The organism is Methylosinus sp. PW1 (genome assembly GCF_000745215.1).
Classification (GTDB): Bacteria; Pseudomonadota; Alphaproteobacteria; order Rhizobiales; family Beijerinckiaceae; genus Methylosinus.
In genome coordinates this window covers 2,143,090-2,159,090 of record NZ_JQNK01000009.1, presented here as the reverse complement: position 1 = coordinate 2,159,090, position 16,001 = coordinate 2,143,090, and the positions used below count along the sequence as shown (strand labels likewise).

The 16,001-nt window shown below is 65.2% G+C and carries 16 protein-coding genes; 6 read left to right on the top strand and 10 right to left on the bottom strand.

Annotation, left to right across the window (positions count from 1 at the left end; translation table 11 throughout):
* Position 1: 1 nt before the first annotated feature.
* From rsmG to hemE, 6 genes are all read right to left on the bottom strand, one after another.
* A complete protein-coding gene (gene rsmG / locus K369_RS19825) occupies positions 2 to 652 on the bottom strand; it encodes a 16S rRNA (guanine(527)-N(7))-methyltransferase RsmG (RefSeq protein WP_036293582.1) in 651 nt (216 codons plus the stop codon).
* An 8-nt stretch (positions 653 to 660) separates the two neighbouring features.
* Positions 661 to 2,508 carry a tRNA uridine-5-carboxymethylaminomethyl(34) synthesis enzyme MnmG gene (gene mnmG / locus K369_RS19820; protein ID WP_036293579.1) on the bottom strand — a complete coding sequence of 616 codons (1,848 nt, stop codon included), beginning with the start codon at positions 2,506 to 2,508 and terminating at the stop codon, positions 661 to 663.
* A 31-nt stretch (positions 2,509 to 2,539) separates the two neighbouring features.
* Entirely contained in the window at positions 2,540 to 3,844 is a 1,305-nt protein-coding gene (mnmE, locus tag K369_RS19815; protein WP_036293577.1) for a tRNA uridine-5-carboxymethylaminomethyl(34) synthesis GTPase MnmE, read from the bottom strand.
* 352 nt (positions 3,845 to 4,196) lie between these two features.
* On the bottom strand, positions 4,197 to 5,465 hold the full coding sequence (rho, locus tag K369_RS19810) for a transcription termination factor Rho (protein WP_018267347.1): 1,269 nt from the start codon (positions 5,463 to 5,465) through the stop codon (positions 4,197 to 4,199).
* A 232-nt stretch (positions 5,466 to 5,697) separates the two neighbouring features.
* Complete coding sequence (gene hemJ, locus K369_RS19805; RefSeq protein WP_036293575.1) at positions 5,698 to 6,117, bottom strand: protoporphyrinogen oxidase HemJ; 420 nt, start codon at positions 6,115 to 6,117, stop codon at positions 5,698 to 5,700.
* A gap of 4 nt (positions 6,118 to 6,121) precedes the next feature.
* Entirely contained in the window at positions 6,122 to 7,159 is a 1,038-nt protein-coding gene (hemE, locus tag K369_RS19800) for a uroporphyrinogen decarboxylase (RefSeq protein WP_036293573.1), read from the bottom strand.
* Between the two features lie 512 nt (positions 7,160 to 7,671).
* Between hemE and K369_RS19795 the strand changes: the two genes are divergently transcribed.
* Genes K369_RS19795 through dnaQ form a run of 3 tightly spaced genes read left to right on the top strand, consistent with a single transcriptional unit; the run spans position 7,672 to position 9,638 of the window.
* On the top strand, positions 7,672 to 8,259 hold the full coding sequence (locus tag K369_RS19795) for a Maf family protein (RefSeq protein ID WP_198033203.1): 588 nt from the start codon (positions 7,672 to 7,674) through the stop codon (positions 8,257 to 8,259).
* Positions 8,256 to 8,876 (top strand): dephospho-CoA kinase, encoded by a 621-nt coding sequence (coaE, locus tag K369_RS19790; RefSeq protein ID WP_036293571.1) that lies wholly within the window; start codon positions 8,256 to 8,258, stop codon positions 8,874 to 8,876. Before K369_RS19795 ends, coaE begins: the two co-directional genes overlap by 4 nt.
* Positions 8,877 to 8,897: 21 nt before the next feature.
* Positions 8,898 to 9,638, top strand: a complete 741-nt coding sequence (gene dnaQ, locus K369_RS19785; RefSeq protein WP_036293569.1) for a DNA polymerase III subunit epsilon — start codon at positions 8,898 to 8,900, stop codon at positions 9,636 to 9,638.
* Between the two features lie 19 nt (positions 9,639 to 9,657).
* Here dnaQ and secB read toward each other — a convergent pair whose 3' ends face one another.
* Positions 9,658 to 10,137, bottom strand: coding sequence for a protein-export chaperone SecB (gene secB, locus K369_RS19780; RefSeq protein WP_018267353.1), 480 nt, complete (start codon positions 10,135 to 10,137; stop codon positions 9,658 to 9,660).
* A 111-nt stretch (positions 10,138 to 10,248) separates the two neighbouring features.
* Entirely contained in the window at positions 10,249 to 10,716 is a 468-nt protein-coding gene (locus K369_RS19775) for an FxsA family protein (RefSeq protein ID WP_036293567.1), read from the bottom strand.
* A gap of 108 nt (positions 10,717 to 10,824) precedes the next feature.
* Between K369_RS19775 and K369_RS19770 the strand changes: the two genes are divergently transcribed.
* The 3 genes from K369_RS19770 to K369_RS19760 are packed head-to-tail and all read left to right on the top strand — an operon-like array spanning position 10,825 to position 13,200.
* On the top strand, positions 10,825 to 11,523 hold the full coding sequence (locus K369_RS19770) for a Tim44/TimA family putative adaptor protein (protein WP_084570752.1): 699 nt from the start codon (positions 10,825 to 10,827) through the stop codon (positions 11,521 to 11,523).
* Positions 11,524 to 11,534: 11 nt separating this feature from the next.
* Positions 11,535 to 12,644: a murein transglycosylase A gene (locus K369_RS19765; RefSeq protein WP_036293565.1), complete on the top strand. Its 1,110-nt coding sequence runs from the start codon at positions 11,535 to 11,537 to the stop codon at positions 12,642 to 12,644.
* On the top strand, positions 12,637 to 13,200 hold the full coding sequence (locus K369_RS19760; RefSeq protein ID WP_036293563.1) for a Smr/MutS family protein: 564 nt from the start codon (positions 12,637 to 12,639) through the stop codon (positions 13,198 to 13,200). The genes K369_RS19765 and K369_RS19760 overlap by 8 nt, the downstream gene beginning before the upstream one ends.
* 148 nt (positions 13,201 to 13,348) lie before the next feature.
* Here K369_RS19760 and K369_RS19755 read toward each other — a convergent pair whose 3' ends face one another.
* Complete coding sequence (locus K369_RS19755) at positions 13,349 to 13,999, bottom strand: DUF4384 domain-containing protein (protein ID WP_210165057.1); 651 nt, start codon at positions 13,997 to 13,999, stop codon at positions 13,349 to 13,351.
* Positions 14,000 to 14,015: 16 nt separating this feature from the next.
* The gene (locus K369_RS19750) at positions 14,016 to 15,608 is read right to left on the bottom strand and encodes a caspase family protein (RefSeq protein ID WP_036293561.1); all 1,593 of its coding nucleotides are present in this window, start codon (positions 15,606 to 15,608) and stop codon (positions 14,016 to 14,018) included.
* Positions 15,609 to 16,001 lie beyond the last annotated feature (393 nt).

Below are 16,001 nucleotides of genomic sequence, written 5' to 3'. Positions count from 1 at the left end.
GTCAAGCTCCAAAATCCCGCGCGAGGGCGATAATACGGCCGGACGAATGAGTGCGGCTCTGCAATGTCCAGATCTGGAAACTATCCGCGGCGCTCGAGCCGGTCAATTCAGTGGCCCAGTCTTCACCCTTTAAAAACACGCCTTTGACGTTTTTCAACAGAAGTTCGTGCGCCCATTCGATCAGCTGCGGCATTGGCGCGAGTGCGCGGGCGGTCACGCCGGTCACAGGATCGGCGATCAGCGGCAGCACATTTTCGATTCGGCCGACGTGGATTTCTGCGGCGGCCCCTGTTTCACGTGAAACAGCGCGCAAAAACGCCGCCTTGCGTTGATCGCTCTCGATCAGATGAACCTTCGCGCCGGCATGGTCCTTCAAGCAGATCGCCAGAACCATGCCGGGAAAGCCGGCGCCCGAGCCGAGATCGACCCAGCTCTCGAGGCTCGGAAAAAATTCGCGAATCTGCGCCGAATCGGCGAAATGCCGTGTCCATAGCTCATCCAATGTGCTCTCGGCGACGAGATTGATGGACTTCTGCCATTTACGCAGCAGTGATTCGTAAATCTCCAGCTCGCGAATATAAGGCTGCAGCGACGGCGCAATCTGCAGCGCTCGGTCTCGATCGCTGACGCGATCCTTTCCCTTCCCGGCCATATTACTGTTCACCCACGCCGCGCTCGCGCCGCCAAAAGCGTGAGGGCGGCAGGAGTGACGCCCTCTATGCGCTGGGCCTGGCCGAGCGTGCGCGGACGCAGCGCCGACAGCTTGGCGCAAAGCTCCGCGGAGAGCCCGCCGATCTCCCGATAATCGAGAGTCGTGGGCAGAGCCAGCTGCTCATCCCGGCGATAGGATTCGATATCGGCGCTCTGCCGATCGAGATAGACGGCGTAGCGTGCGTCGGTCTCGACACGCGCAGACGTCTCCGCATCGATCTCGCCGAGCTCTGGCCAGATCGCCGCGAGGCGCGGCAGATCGATCTCGGGGAAGGACAGCAGAGCATAGGCGCTGCGTCGCTGCCCGTCCTGATTAATGGGGAGGCCGACCCGCGCCGCCGCGGCGGAGGTCAAGGACAATTGCTGCAGCAGCGCGCGGGCGCGGACGAGCTTCTCCATCCTGTCCCGATGCGCCAGCTCGCGCTCGCGTCCGACGCAGCCGATCTCCAGCCCCTTGCCGGTCAGGCGCTCATCGGCATTGTCGGAGCGCAGCGACAGACGATATTCGGCGCGCGAGGTGAACATGCGATAAGGCTCGCTGACCCCGCGCGTGACAAGATCGTCGATCATCACGCCGAGATAGGCCTCGGCGCGATCGAAAACGCTCGCTTCGGCGCCGCCGGCCCGCGCGGCTGCGTTGAGCCCGGCGACGAGGCCCTGCGCCGCCGCTTCCTCATAGCCGGTTGTTCCATTGATCTGGCCAGCGAAAAACAGCCCTCTCACGCTCTTCGTCTCCAACGTGGCGTCGAGCTCGCGCGGATCGACGAAATCATATTCGATCGCATAGCCGGGCCGGAGAATCTGCGTCTTCTCCAACCCTTCGATCTTCTGGATGAAAGCGTGCTGGACCTCCTCGGGCAGTGAGGTCGAGACGCCATTGGGATAGACGGTGTCGTCGTCGAGACCTTCCGGCTCGAGGAAAATCTGATGCGCGTCGCGATCGCCGAAGCGCGTGACCTTATCCTCGATCGAGGGGCAGTAGCGCGGACCTGGCCCCGAGATGGCGCCACTACGCATGGGCGAATGCTCGAGATTATCGAGAATGACCTTATGCGCGGCGGCATTGGTGCGGGTGATGTGGCAATTGATCTGCGGATTGACGATCGAACGGGTGAGATAAGAGAACGGCTCGGGGATCTCATCGCCGCGTTGCTCCTCGAGCCGCGCCCAATCGATCATGCGGCCATCGAGCCGTGGTGGCGTGCCAGTCTTCAACCGCCGCGTGGCAAAGCCGATGCGGCGCAAATCCTCCGCGAGGCCGATCGATGGATTTTCGCCCATTCGCCCGGCGGAATAGCGCGTCGCGCCAATGTGAATCACGCCATTGAGGAAGGTCCCGGTGGTCAGAACCACCGCGCCCGCGGCGAGCGTCTCTCCGTCCAGAGCCACGCCGACAACACGGCCCTGCGCCAACACGAGACTTTCCGCTGAACCCTCCACGACCTCGAGATTCGGCGTCGCGGCGATTGCCGCCTGCATCGCCTCGCGATAGAGCTTGCGATCCGCCTGCGCGCGCGGACCGCGCACGGCAGGGCCTTTGGAACGATTGAGCAGCCGAAATTGAATGCCGGCGGCGTCGGCGACACGGCCCATGAGCCCGTCGAGCGCATCGATCTCGCGGACCAGCTGGCCCTTGCCGAGCCCGCCGATCGCCGGATTGCAGGACATTGCGCCGATCGTCGCGCGCGAATGGGTCACGAGCGCCGTGCGCGCGCCACGCCGCGCAGCCGCCGCGGCGGCCTCGCAGCCGGCATGGCCGCCGCCGATCACGATCACGTCATAGGCCGGTCGGCTCAATTTCCTATCCTCGATCCTGTTTCACGTGAAACTATTTGCCGATGCAGAATTGCGAGAAAATCGCATCCAGCACCTCCTCCACATCGACGGCGCCGACAATACGACCGAGCGCCCGGCCTGCGACTCGAAGGTCGTCTGCGACGAATTCGAGCGCCTTGCCGGAATCGAGACTGGCCTCGATCGCCATTTTCGCCTCCTGAATGAGCCGCCTATGCCGCTCACGCGTGAGAAGCGCCGTCGAGCCGTCGCCCAGACGTCGCTTCGCGCGACCCGCAATTTCCTCCAGAAGTCCGTCTATTCCAAACCCCGTTCGAGCGGAAATTGCAAGATTATCTGATGTGCAATCTAGAAAATCCGCCTTGGTTGCGACACGGATCAGCTCTGCGGCGCCCAAAGACTCCAATTGCGGCGTCTCCCGACCCCCTTCCGAGAGCCACAATAGTAGATCGGCTTCGCCGATTCTGGCCCGCGTCCGCGCGACGCCGATGCGCTCGATCTCATCCTCCGCCTCGCGAAGGCCGGCCGTGTCCACCAATGTGATCGGCATGCCGCCGAGATCGAGATGAACCTCGATCATGTCGCGCGTCGTTCCCGGAATGGCGGAGACGATCGCCACCTCGCGCCGGGCCAGCGCATTGAGCAGCGTCGATTTGCCGGAATTGGGCGGGCCGAGCAGCAAAACCACGAAGCCGTCCCGGAGCCGTTCGCTGGCTTCACTCGCCGTCAGCGCCCCGGCCATTTCGGCGATCACGGGCTCGAGCAAGGGGCGAAGCGCCGTCGCCGGCTCGAAGACATCCCCCTCATCGGAAAAATCCAGCTCCGCCTCGACCAGAGCCAGAGCCCGAATCAGCCACTCGCGCCAGCCTTCGACTCTTTTGCGCAGAGCCCCGCCGAGCGCCCGTATCGCCTGACGGCGTTGGAATTCTGTCTCGGCATCGATGAGATCGGCGAGCCCTTCGACCTGCGACAAATCCATTTTGCCATTGGCGAGGCTGCGCCGCGCAAATTCCCCCGGCTCCGCCTCACGCAGGCCGGGAAAGCCGCTCAGAACGCCGAGCAGCGCGCGCGCCACAGCGCGGCCGCCATGAATTTGCAGCTCGGCGTAATCCTCGCCAGTCGGCGAATTCGGCGCCGGAAAATAGAGCGCGAGACCGCGGTCGAGCGGCTCGTCCGCGCCCGGCGCGCGCAGCGTCACATAATGGGCGAAGCGCGGCTGAGGCGTGAGCGCGGCCAAAACCTCGAGCACACGCCCGACCGACGGACCGGAGAGACGAATGACCGCGATTGCGGCGCGGCCGGCGCCGGAGGCCGAGGCGAAGATCGTGTCGCTGGACATGATCCTGATGCTCTACTCGAATTTCTCGACCCGAGAAAGAATGTGGCTCACCATGAGCCGATGCGCCATTCCGAGCAGCAATGACAATCTCGCTACCGCTCGAGCTCTATAGAGCCGGCGAGGCGCTGACGATAGAAGGGGATGACGCTGCGATGCGGGAATTGGACGATCAGCGCCGCCGGCGCGCCATCGAGGCCGCGGAACAACGACTTTTTCGCCGGCCACAGTGATTAATAGAGGCCCATCGGCCTTCAGCTCACGCGCGATGCCGACGATGCTTCAGACATTGGCGATACCCTCGAACGCGCTCTCCTCGCGAATTCACATCGCCGGCGCGTCCGAGGGCGCCGGATCAGGTGTTCATCGAATCGAAGAAGCTGGCGTTGCCCTTGGGCGTCTCGCGCAGCTTGCCGAGCAGGAACTCGATCGCGTCCACCGTGCCCATCGGATTGAGGATGCGGCGCAGCACATACATCTTCTTGAGAATATCCGACGGCACCAGCAGCTCCTCCTTGCGGGTGCCGGAGCGGGTGATGTCGATGGCCGGGAACACGCGCTTGTCGGAGACCTTGCGGTCGAGAATGATCTCCGAATTGCCCGTGCCCTTGAATTCCTCGAAGATCACCTCGTCCATGCGCGAGCCGGTGTCGATCAGCGCGGTGGCGATGATGGTCAGCGAGCCGCCCTCCTCGATATTGCGCGCGGCGCCGAAGAAGCGCTTCGGCCGCTGTAGAGCATTGGCGTCCACGCCGCCGGTCAGCACCTTGCCGGAGGACGGCACCACAGTGTTATAGGCGCGGCCGAGGCGGGTGATCGAATCGAGCAAAATCACCACGTCGCGGCGATGCTCGACCAGGCGCTTGGCCTTCTCGATGACCATCTCCGCGACCTGAACGTGACGCACGGCCGGCTCGTCGAAAGTCGAGGACACGACCTCGCCCTTCACGGAGCGCTGCATATCGGTCACTTCCTCCGGGCGCTCGTCGATCAAGAGAACGATCAGATAGCACTCGGGATGATTTGTGGTGATCGACTGCGCGATATTCTGCAGCAGCACGGTCTTGCCGGTGCGCGGCGGCGCGACGACCAGAGCGCGCTGGCCCTTGCCGATCGGCGCGACGAGATCGATGACGCGGGCGGAAAGATCCTTGCGCGTCGGATCGTCGATCTCGAGCTTCAAGCGCTCGTCGGGATAGAGCGGCGTCAGATTGTCGAAGGGGACCTTGTGCCGCACCTTCTCCGGGTCTTCGAAATTGATCGAATTGACCTTGAGAAGCGCGAAATAGCGCTCGCCCTCCTTGGGACTGCGGATCATGCCCTCGACGGTGTCGCCGGTGCGCAGGCCGAAGCGCCTGATCTGCGAGGGCGACACATAGATATCGTCCGGGCCGGCGAGATAATTGGCGTCCGGCGAACGCAGGAAGCCGAAGCCATCCTGCAGCACCTCGACGACGCCTTCGCCGACGATCTCGACGTCGCGACCGGCGAATTGCTTCAATATTGCGAAGAGCAGTTCCTGGCGCCGCATGAGCGACGCGCCCTCGACCTCATGCTCCTCGGCGAAGGCGAGAAGCTCGGCGGCCGATTTGGACTTCAGGTCCTGAAGCTTGATTTCCCCCATTTGGGACAATCCTCGACGATATTCGGATGAAACTTGGCCTAGGGCGGCGGGGTGGGCAGATAAGGAAGCGGGAGACGATGCCCCGGTGAGCCGGTATGGATCCGGCTGTCGTGCGAAACGACGATCTGCCTTTAGGTGAGCAAGTCAGCAATTAATCCTTTTCGGGCGGAAACGCAAGCCATCCGCCCGAAGCTCATGACAATTCCGTGAAAGACGGGGAAAATTCCCTTCCTCAGAACGGCTTGACGATCACCAGAATGACGATGCCGATCATCAGCAGAGTCGGAACCTCATTGATGAAGCGGAAGAATTTCGCCGGCCGGCGATTCTCGTCGCGCTCGAACGCCTTTTGCGTGACGCCGAAATAGAAGTGGACGCCGGTCAGAAGGACGACCAGCGCCAGTTTGGCGTGCAGCCATCCAGCTCCGTGGAAGGACCCGAAATAGATCAGCGACAAGCCAGCGAGCCAGGCGACGATCATCATCGGCGCCATGATGTAGAGCGCCAACCGGCGCTCCATCTTCTTGAACAATGCGGAGGGCGCGCCCTGCCCCACTTCCGTATGATAGACGAACAGCCGCGGTAGATAGAGCAGCCCGGCCATCCAGCCGATCACCGCGATCACATGCACAGCTTTGATCCAGAGATACATGGCTCTAATTTCCTGTTCCGCGAATACGCTCGATCAATTGCGAGACATGCTCTAACGGGGTCTCCGGCAAAACGCCGTGACCCAGATTGAAAATATGCGGACGTCCGGCAAAGCTCCGCAAGATCGAATCGATCTCGCGATCGAGCGCCGGCCCGCCGGCGAGCAGGGCGAGAGGATCGAGATTTCCCTGCAGCGCCGGGCCAGCCGGGATCTCCTTCACCGCCCAGTCGGGATCGATGGCCGTGTCCAGTCCCAACGCATCGGCGCCGAGCGTTCCGGCGAGACGGGGCAGATGCGTCGCGCCGCCGCGCGGGAAGGCGATGATCGGCACGCCGGGCCGGGCGGCCTTCACCGCCGCGATGATCTTCCGCAACGGCTCCGCGACCCAGCGCTCGAACTCGTGAGCCGGCAGCACGCCGGCCCAGCTGTCGAAAAGCTGCAAGACCTCGACGCCGGCGTCGATCTGCCGAATGAGATAGGCGGTGGAGGCCTCGACCAGAATGTCGATGAGCCGCGCGAAAGCCTCCGGCCGCCGATAGGCGAAGAGGCGGGCCGGCGCCTGATCCGGCGTGCCGCGGCCGGCGATCATATAGCTCGCCACCGTCCAGGGCGCGCCGCAAAAGCCGATGAAAGTCACGGATTTCGGCAGCTCGCCTTTCACCCGGTCGATCGTCTCGAAGACCGGCGAGAGCTTGCCGAGATCGAAACTCTCCGCGAGCGCGTCTATGTCGCGGTCGCTCTCCAGCGGGATCAGCCGCGGCCCATGCCCTGTCTCGAACCAGACCTTCTGCCCCAGCGCGTCCGGCACGACCAGAATATCGCTGAACAGGATCGCCGCATCGAAGCCGAAACGCTCGATCGGCTGCAGAGTGATGCGCGCCGCCGTCTGCGGATTGTAGCAAGTGTCGAGAAAGCTGCCGGCTTTGGCGCGCAGCTCCTGATATTCCGGCAGATAGCGACCGGCTTGTCGCATCAGCCAGATCGGCGGCACGGCGCGTGCTTCTCCGCCCAGAACGGCGAGGAGAGGCTTGAGATCACCCATTTCGCTTATTGCTCCGGCAGCATCGGGGACGAAAAGGGACGCTCTGCGTTCCCTCCGGCTTTGGAGCTAACCCAAAACGACACAAAAAGAAAATTCAATCTTTAAGAGATTTTTTTGATTTTATTGGCGGTTCATTAACGAAGGTTAATTTTCGTCAACCTTTTGTCCACACCTTACGTATCGTGACCTATGCTGTAGAGCCTTTTGCGCCCCCACTGTGGACAGATCGGTAAATGAAACATTAACAGCGGCTTGCCGACATCCGCCCACAAGCTCTGCCGTGGATGGCGGAGAATCTCCCGCTGCAATGGCCTAGCATCCGCTTTTCCCCACCCGTTTCGACGCCTGTTGATCGCTGGGCTACGTTATGCGCAGCTGTGCACATGCCCGGTCCGCCGGCGCTCACTTTTCCCCATAATGCCCACGACCACGTCCGGCCTGTGGGAATCGATCGGAGGGAGGTTCGACTGCCGCAGGATCGCCCCAGCGCCTTCTGGCGTCTCGCCGAGCCGCTGATTCTCGCCTCCAAGAGCAAAGGCCGGCGCATGGCGCTGGAGCAGACCGGCGCGCCTTTTCTCATTCACCCGGCCGAGATCGACGAGCGCGCAGTGGAAGCCGAGGTCATCGCCGCCGGTGGCGACGCGGACGCTGTCGCGGCGCGATTGGCCGGCGACAAGGCGAAGCGTGTCTCTCTGGCGCGGCCGGGCGCTCTCGTCCTCGGCGCGGATCAGGTGGCGAGCTGCGATGGACGCCGATTCGGCAAGCCGGCGACTGCCGCCGCCGCCGGCGAGCAGCTGCGCTTCCTCTCCGGGCGGACGCATCGTCTGCATTCGGCGGTCGCCCTCGCCCGCGACGGCGCCATAATCTTCGAGACCGTCGCCCATGCCGATCTGACGATGCGCGCTTTCTCGGATGATTTTCTCGCCCGCTATCTCGAGCTCGTGGCCGAGGAAGCGACGACCAGCGCCGGCGCCTATCAGATAGAAGGTCTCGGCGTTCATCTCTTCGAGCGCCTAATCGGCGATCATTGGACCATTATCGGAATGCCGCTGCTGCCGGTGCTGGAGGCGCTTCGCCGTGAGGGAGCGATTCTGTCATGAGCGGCGACGCCCCGTCCCGCCCTCTGGTCATCGGCCTTACCGGCTCGATCGGCATGGGCAAATCGACGACGGCCGATCTTTTCCGCGCCGAGGGCGTCCCCGTCTATGATTCCGATCGCGCCGTGCACGAGCTCTATCGCGGCCCGGCGGCGGCGCAGATCGAGGAGCTGTTCCCGGGCGTCACGGTGGATGGCGTCGTCGATCGCGCCCGCCTCGCCGCCCGCGTGCTCGGCGACGGGGAGGCGCTGCGCCGTCTCGAGGCGCTGGTGCATCCGCTCGTCGCCATCGGCCGCGACGAATTTCTCGAGAATTGCCGCCGCGCGGGCGAGCCTCTCGTCGTCTTCGATATTCCGCTGCTCTTCGAGATCGGCGCGCAAAAGGATGTCGACGCCGTCGTCGTCGTCTCCGCCCCGGCGGATATTCAGCGCGCGCGCGTGCTGGCGCGGCCGGGCATGACGGAGGAAAAATTCGCCGCCATACTCGCCGAGCAGATTCCCGACGCGCAAAAGCGCGCCGGCGCCGATTTCGTGGTGCATAGCGAGCGCGGCCTGGATTCCGCTCGGCAGGAAGTTCGGCTAATCCTCGAGGAGCTGGCGCGACGAAAGCCGTCGCGCTGATCCGATCGAGAGAGGCTGCCGATGCGTGAGATCGTCTTCGACACGGAGACGACCGGTCTCGACCCGACCAAGGGCCATCGCATCGTCGAGATCGGCGCGGTGGAGATTTCCAATCTCATCCCGACCGGCCGCACTTTCCATTTCTATCTCGATCCAGAACGCGACATGCCGGAGGAGGCGTTTCGCGTCCATGGCCTCTCCTCGGCCTTTCTCACTGGGCAGAAGAAGTTCCGCGAGATCGCCGACAGCTTTCTGGAATTCGTCGAGGACGCCAATCTCGTCGCGCATAACGCCGAATTCGACATGCGCTTCGTCAATTTCGAGCTCGGCCTGCTCGGAAAGGCGGCGATTCCTTTCGATCGCGTCGTCGACACGCTGACCATCGCGCGCCGTCGGCATCCGGGCGCCTCCAATACTCTGGATGCGCTCTGCCAGCGCTATGGCGTCGATCTCACGCGCCGCGACAAGCATGGCGCTCTGCTCGACGCCGGCCTGCTCGCGGAAGTCTATGCGGAGCTGATGGGCGGCCGCCAAACGGCGCTCATTCTGCAAGCGGACGCCGCGACTCTGGCGGAGGAGAATGGCGGCGAGTTTTTGCGTAGCCGGCCGCAAAAGCTGGCGCCGCTGCTCACAGAGGCGGAGCGCGCCGCGCATGAGGCCTTTATCGCCAAGCTGGGCAAGGAGCCGATGTGGCTGCGCTATCTCGCGCAGCCGGAGACGGCCGAGCCGGCCATCGAGTCGCCGATGGAGAAGCGAGCCTGACGGCTCGCTCTCGCGAAGGTCAGTTGGCGTTGGCCGGAGCCTGCTGCGCCTGGGCCGCGCGCTGCTGATAGAGCGCGAAAAAGTCGATCGGATCGATATAGAGGGGCGGGAAGCCGCCATTGCGCGTGGCGTCGGCGACGACCTGGCGCAGGAAGGGGAACAGCAGGCGCGGGCATTCGATCATCACGATGGGATGAATCTGCTCGGCCGGAATGTTCAGCAGGCGGAACACGCCGCCGTAATCGACCTCGAGCTTGAACAGCACTTCCTCGCTCTCGGTGGCCGAGGCTTCCAACGTCACCGAGACCTCGAAATCCTCTTGCGAAATCTGGCGCGCGTTGACATTGACCTGAATGCCGATCTCCGGCGGATTCTGGCGCGGCTGCAGCGAACGCGGCGCATTGGGATTCTCGAAGGAGAGATCCTTCACATATTGCACGAGCACGTTGAGCGCCGGGGCGCCGGTCGGGCCGGAGCCGTTTCCATTCGTATCGGTCATCGTCGAACTCCCTGCCGATTTCGGCTCCCGACAGGCGCGACGGTATGGCGGCGCCTGTCACGGCGCCCGCCTAACACGTCCCCTTGCCTGCGACAACGGATTTGACGCCGATCAGACAACTTTGGCGGGAGGGGCGCGGCGCGCGCGCACGCGGCGCTTTGGGCCTTCATCGACAATGGCTTTCCACTCGCCCGGGGAAAGATCGATGGTCTGCGGACCCTGCCGCTCGGTCTTGCCGCGAATGCGATCGGCGACCTGCGCGCGGATCGACGGCGACTTCAGCGCCAGGCCGACGAGATCAGAGGCGAAGCCGGGCAGGATGAGCAGCAGCGAGCCGACCGCCTCGAGCCCGCCCTCGAGCAGGGCGACGCCGGATTTCAGCTCCTCGCGCGGCTGGCCGACGCGGCTGCGCAGATAGACGAACAGCCGCTTGACGTCGGCGAGGCCGAGCAGCGTCGTGCCGACGCCGAGAGCCACGGCCGCCATCACGCCGAGAAATTGCACGACGAGCACGAAGGCCAGGATCTCGACGAAGAGCCAGCCTGTCAGCACATAGGCGACGAGTTTCGACTTGTTCACCTCGGCGCGCCCTCCGTTCCCGCCATGAGAAACCCCGGCGAGGGGTTGATTCGTGACATCTGGGACGCGACATGATACCGGACAATCCCTGCGACCGGGAGACGCCCTTTGTCGGGATCCGATTTCGACCCATCCATCTTGGTCTTCGCCGCGCTCGCGGCTTTCGTCGTCTGGAAATTGTGGTCGGTCCTCGGCGTGCGCGTCGATCGCGAAGGCCCGGCCTCCGATCGCGCCGGCCCCGCCCGGCGGATCGGCCCGGCTGCTCCGGCCCCGCAAGGCTCCGCTTTCGCGCCGTCGCCCGCCAATGGCGCGCTGGACGCCGACCGCTGGAAAGGCCTCGCCGAATCGGGCAGCAATGGCTGGCGCGGCCTGGACCAGATCGCCGCCTCCGATCGCGGCTTCTCCGGCCCGGCCTTCGTCGAGGGCGCCAAGAAAGCCTATGAGATGATCGTCCAGGCCTTCGCCAGGGGCGACCGCGACACGCTGCGCAATCTCCTCTCGACCGAGGTTTTCGACAGCTTCTCCGGCGAAATCGCCGGGCGCGAGCAGCGCGGCGAGACGGCCGAGGCACATGTCGTCTCCATCGATTCCGCCACGGTGGAGGACGCCAAGGTCGAGCTGCGCAAGGCGCAGATCACCATTCGTTTCGTCGCCAAGCTCCAATCGGTCCGCCGCGACAGCGCAGGCGCCGCGATCGAGGGCGAGTCGGATCGGCCGCTCGAGATCGTCGACCTTTGGACTTTCGCGCGTGATGTCGCCTCGCGTGATCCGAATTGGAAGCTCGTGGCCACCGAAACGGCTCATTAGGCGGATCTCGAGTGGCGTCCGTCGATCTCGATCCAATCGGTTTCGATTCGATCGACGCCATTTTTCGGGACGATCTCGGCGCGGCCTTTCGCGTCTTTCGCCGCTCGGCCGAAATCATCCTCTCCGCCGCGCAGCCGCTCCGCCCGGCTCTGCCGGCCGATGAAGCGCAGGTCCGCGTCTGCCGCATCGCCGCGGGCATGGATGCGGCGAGCCTCTCCCAAGATGCGGCGCTCGATTTTTTCGCCGCCAATTTCCGTCCTTTTCGACTGCGCGGGCCGGGATTCGTCACCGCCTATTACGAGCCGGTGATCGAGGCGCGCGAGGCTCCCGACGCGCAATTCCGCACGCCCGTCCCGGCCCGTCCGGCCGATCTCGTCACCTTGAACGAGACGCCCATCCGCGGCGAGGCGGGCGAGCCGCTCACCTCCGCCCGGCGGCGGGCCGACGGCGGCCTCGAGCCTTATCCCGATCGCCGCGCCTTGGAGGAAGGCCCGCCGGAGCTGCGGCCGCGGCCGATCGCCTATGTTCGCGATCGGGTCGAGCTGTTTCTCATTCAGGTGCAGGGCTCGGCGCGGCTGCGCTTTCCCGATGGGCGGGAATTGCCGCTCACCTATGATGGCCGCAATGGCCGTCCCTATACGTCGATCGGCCGCCTGCTCATCGAGCGCGGGCTCGTTCCGCAAAGCGAAATGTCGCTCGAGCGCTTGAAGACGGAAATCCGCGCCCTCGGCCAGGAAGACGGCGCGCCCGGCGCCCGGCTGATGCAGGAGAACCGCTCCTATGTCTTCTTCCGCGCCGATTCCTCGCCGGAGCGGCGCGACGGTCCCATAGGCGGCGAGGGTTGCGCGCTGACGCCGCTGCGCTCCATCGCTGTCGATCGCTCGCTGTGGAGCTATGGCCTGCCCTTTTTCATCAGCGCAACGCTGCCCTGGCGCAGCGCGGCGGCGGAGCCCTTCGCCCGGCTGATGATCGCGCAGGACACGGGCTCGGCGATTCTCGGACCCGCGCGCGCCGATCTCTTCTTCGGGGCCGGGGACGAAGCCGGGGCGCTCGCCGGGCTCGTGCGCCACAAGGCGGATTTCACCGTGCTGCTGCCGCGAGGAGCGGGCGGCGATGAGTGATCCGCCGCGCGAATCGCGTCGCTCGCGTTTTCTGTCCCGTGAAGAGATCGAGCTGTGGAACAAGGTGACGGCCGATGTGCGGCCGTCGCGCGGTCGTCGTCGCCGCCCGCCGGAGGAGCAGCCGATCGAGGCCGGCGAGCCGAAGAAAGCCGCCGCCGCGCCTCCTCCGACGCCCGCTCCGGCGGAGAAAAAGCCGCGGCCCCGTCCGGCCGCGCCGCCGGCGGAAATCGATCACCGCACGCGCACGAAATTGCGTCGCGGCCGGCTCGAGGTGGAGGCCAAGCTCGATCTCCACGGCCTGCGTCAGGCCGAGGCGCAGACGGCGCTCTATGATTTTCTGCGCCGCGCCCAGGCCGCAGGCGCGCGCATGGCGATCGTGGTGACGGGCAAGGGCGTGCGCAGCGAGGAAGGCGGCGTGTTGCGTCGGCTCGTGCCCCTATGGCTGAGCGCCCCGGCCATGCGCGATCTCGTGGTCGGCTTCGGCGAGGCGGCCCGCAATCACGGCGGCGAAGGCGCGCTCTATGTGCAGATCAGGCGTCCGCGCGGAGCGAAATAACGAAAGTCTCGCGTCGGATGAAACATCGATCCCTCACCCTGAGGAGCCCGCGAAGCGGGCGTCTCGAAGGGTCGCCGCCGCGTGGCGCTGGATCGTCCTTCGAGGCTTTTTGCGTGCCGCAAAAAGCCTCGAAGGACGAGGGGATTGCTCACTTGATTCCGTAGAATTTCGTCGCGAAGGACCATTTGGGCGCGCGAATCGGGCGCTCGCCTTCGGCCGGCAGTATCTGCAGCATTCGCGTCGAATCCTTCACGAAATCGGCGGCCTTGGCCTGGCCGGCGATGGCCGCCGGCACATCCGGCAGATCGACGATCTGCAAGGGCGCGTCGCTCAATATGGCCACCACCATGCCGACGCCCGTCGGCGGCGAGGCGACGAAGCGATAGGCGGATTTGCCGCCGGCGTCCGGCAGCGTCATCGACTGGCCGGCCTTCAGAAAATTGGCCTTCTCATCGACGCCGGCGGGGTCCGCCAAAGTCACCATATTGGGGAAGATCTGCGCCAGCTTTCCCTGCGCGTCGACATCGACCAATATCACATAGCCGGGCTTTTCCGCCGTCACGCGAAAGCTCATCGGCGCGCCGAGCGCGAACTCCTCCTGCGGCAGCACCTCGATCCGCACGCCGGCGCCGGCGGCTTTGGCCGGCTCCTTGGGGATCGCCGGCGCTTGCGTCTGCAGCGACGGCGCGGCCTCCGCCGGCGGATCGTCGATGATGCGCACCGAGCGCGTCTTATCCTGCGGCTCGGCGAGCGCGACGCTCGCGACGCAGCAGAGAAGCGGGAGACAAGGACGCCGCATCATTCTCTCCTCCTTTTCAACGCGCGGTGAAAATGCCGACTGTGCCGAGCTGCGCCTCGCCGTTCGAAAATTGCGCGACGATATCGATGACCTTGGCCGGATTGCGCAGCCGATCGAGCTGCCGCAGCGCCTGCTCGAGCTGCGGCATGGGCCGAGTCGAGGCGATGGCGACGATCTGATCGGCGCCGAAGGGCTCGCCCGCGACCACGCTCAGCCGATAGTCGGAAGATTGCACGACGGGCGGGTCGGAGGCGAGCGGATAGAGCAATTGCAGCACGCCGTCGCCGGTGAGATCGAACAGCAGCAGATTGCGGCCGGCGACTCCGCCTATGGTGATCTCGACGCGCTCGCCCTTGCGCCGCAGCCCTTCGGGCGCGACGCGCATCGGCAGCGGCCCTTTGCCGGCGACGAGCTTCAGCCAGCGCACGGTGGCGGCGCGATCGATCAGAACGTCGAGCTCATGCGCATCGACATTATGCGCCAGCACATCGCCGCCGGAGAGCGCGTCGCGGCTCGCCGCATCCCAGATGATATCAGCCGCCGCATCGGCGCCGACGAGCACGAAAGGCGCATGGGCGCCGGCGCCCATTCCGCGCTCGGCGGCCGCGCCGCGCAGAGCGAGGCGGATCGGCTCCTTGGGTCGCGGCGGCAGAGCGGCGGGCCTTGCCGGCGGCAGGCTCTGGCCAGGCCCGATCGCCATGGATTTGGGCGTCAGCGGCGTGATCGTCAGCCCGCCGCCGCCGGAGGAAGCCGCCGCCTCTTCCTCTTCCGCTGGCGATCCGCCCACGGCCTGCACGCCGACGCCGCGCCCGAGCTGCGCGATCAAATCCCTCGAGGCGTCGAGCCCTCGCGGCGCGATGACGGCGATGCTCTGACGCTGATCGCTGAGCTGATAGGCGAGCCCTCCGACATAGGCGATGAGCTCCTCCGTCGTGACAGCGCCGTCGCCATCGGCGTCCGCCGCGCCCTCGAGCGCGCGCGCCACGGCATAGCTCAGCGCGCCGCGCTGGCCGACGCCGGCAATCTCCAGCTCGGGCGCTTTGGATTGCGCATCCGCCGCCATCAGCACGACCGAGCGTGCGAAATCCCGTGGCGCGATCTTCGTCGTGGCGCCGGAAGCGCCTTCACTAAGCGAGCGATAGACGAGCTTCGCCGCGCGTGGATCGACCTCGCGCGCGAGGCCGTCGCCGAAGGAAGCGTCGGCGATGAGAAAGACGCGCGCGCCTTTCTTTTCGAAAGCGTCGATCATGGAATCGAGCTCGGCGCGCGCGATTTTCTCGCCATTGTCGCGCGCCTGTCTCGGATCGAATTTCGGCAGCAGCAGAATAGGCGCGTTCTTCTGCGCGCCATAGCCGGCGAAGGTCAGGAAGATCGTATCGCCTTTTTGCGCGCGCCCTAGCATGGCGTCCAGCGCGCGCATTACCGGGGCGCGCTCCGCTCTGTCGATGAATGTCACAATGTCGCGCGCGCCGCGTCCGCGCAGGCTCGCCTCGAGATCGTGCGCATCGGCGACGGCGCCGCGCAAGGGCGGCGCATGCTCATAATGATCGACGCCGATGAGAATGGCGCGCGTCTCGGCCGATGCGGCGTTCGCGAAAAGACCGAGCATAGCGCAAGAGATTGCGAGCGCTCCGCCGACGCTCCGTCGCAGAACAAATGATAGGCCTTTGCGCTGCATTCTCCCTCTCCCCGCAAGCGGGGCGAGGGCCGGCGCGAGTTGCTCGGGGCGCTGGCCAAAAACGCAAAACGCCCCGAGCCCCTCATCCTCACCTTCTCCCCGTGAACGGGGAGAAGGAAGGCGGCGAAGGCGGCGCGACGCGATCAGCTGCACAGCGCAGGAAAAATAAGGAAAAGCGATCATGCGCGCGAGGGATCTCGAATGACGCAAAAGGCCCGAACAAGCGAGGCGAGACTATCATTCGCGCCTCCGCGCCGGCAAGCGCGGGGAAAAGCGCTCGCGCGCGCGGTCGTCGCGCGAATGCAGCCGTCTCGTGAGAGGCTT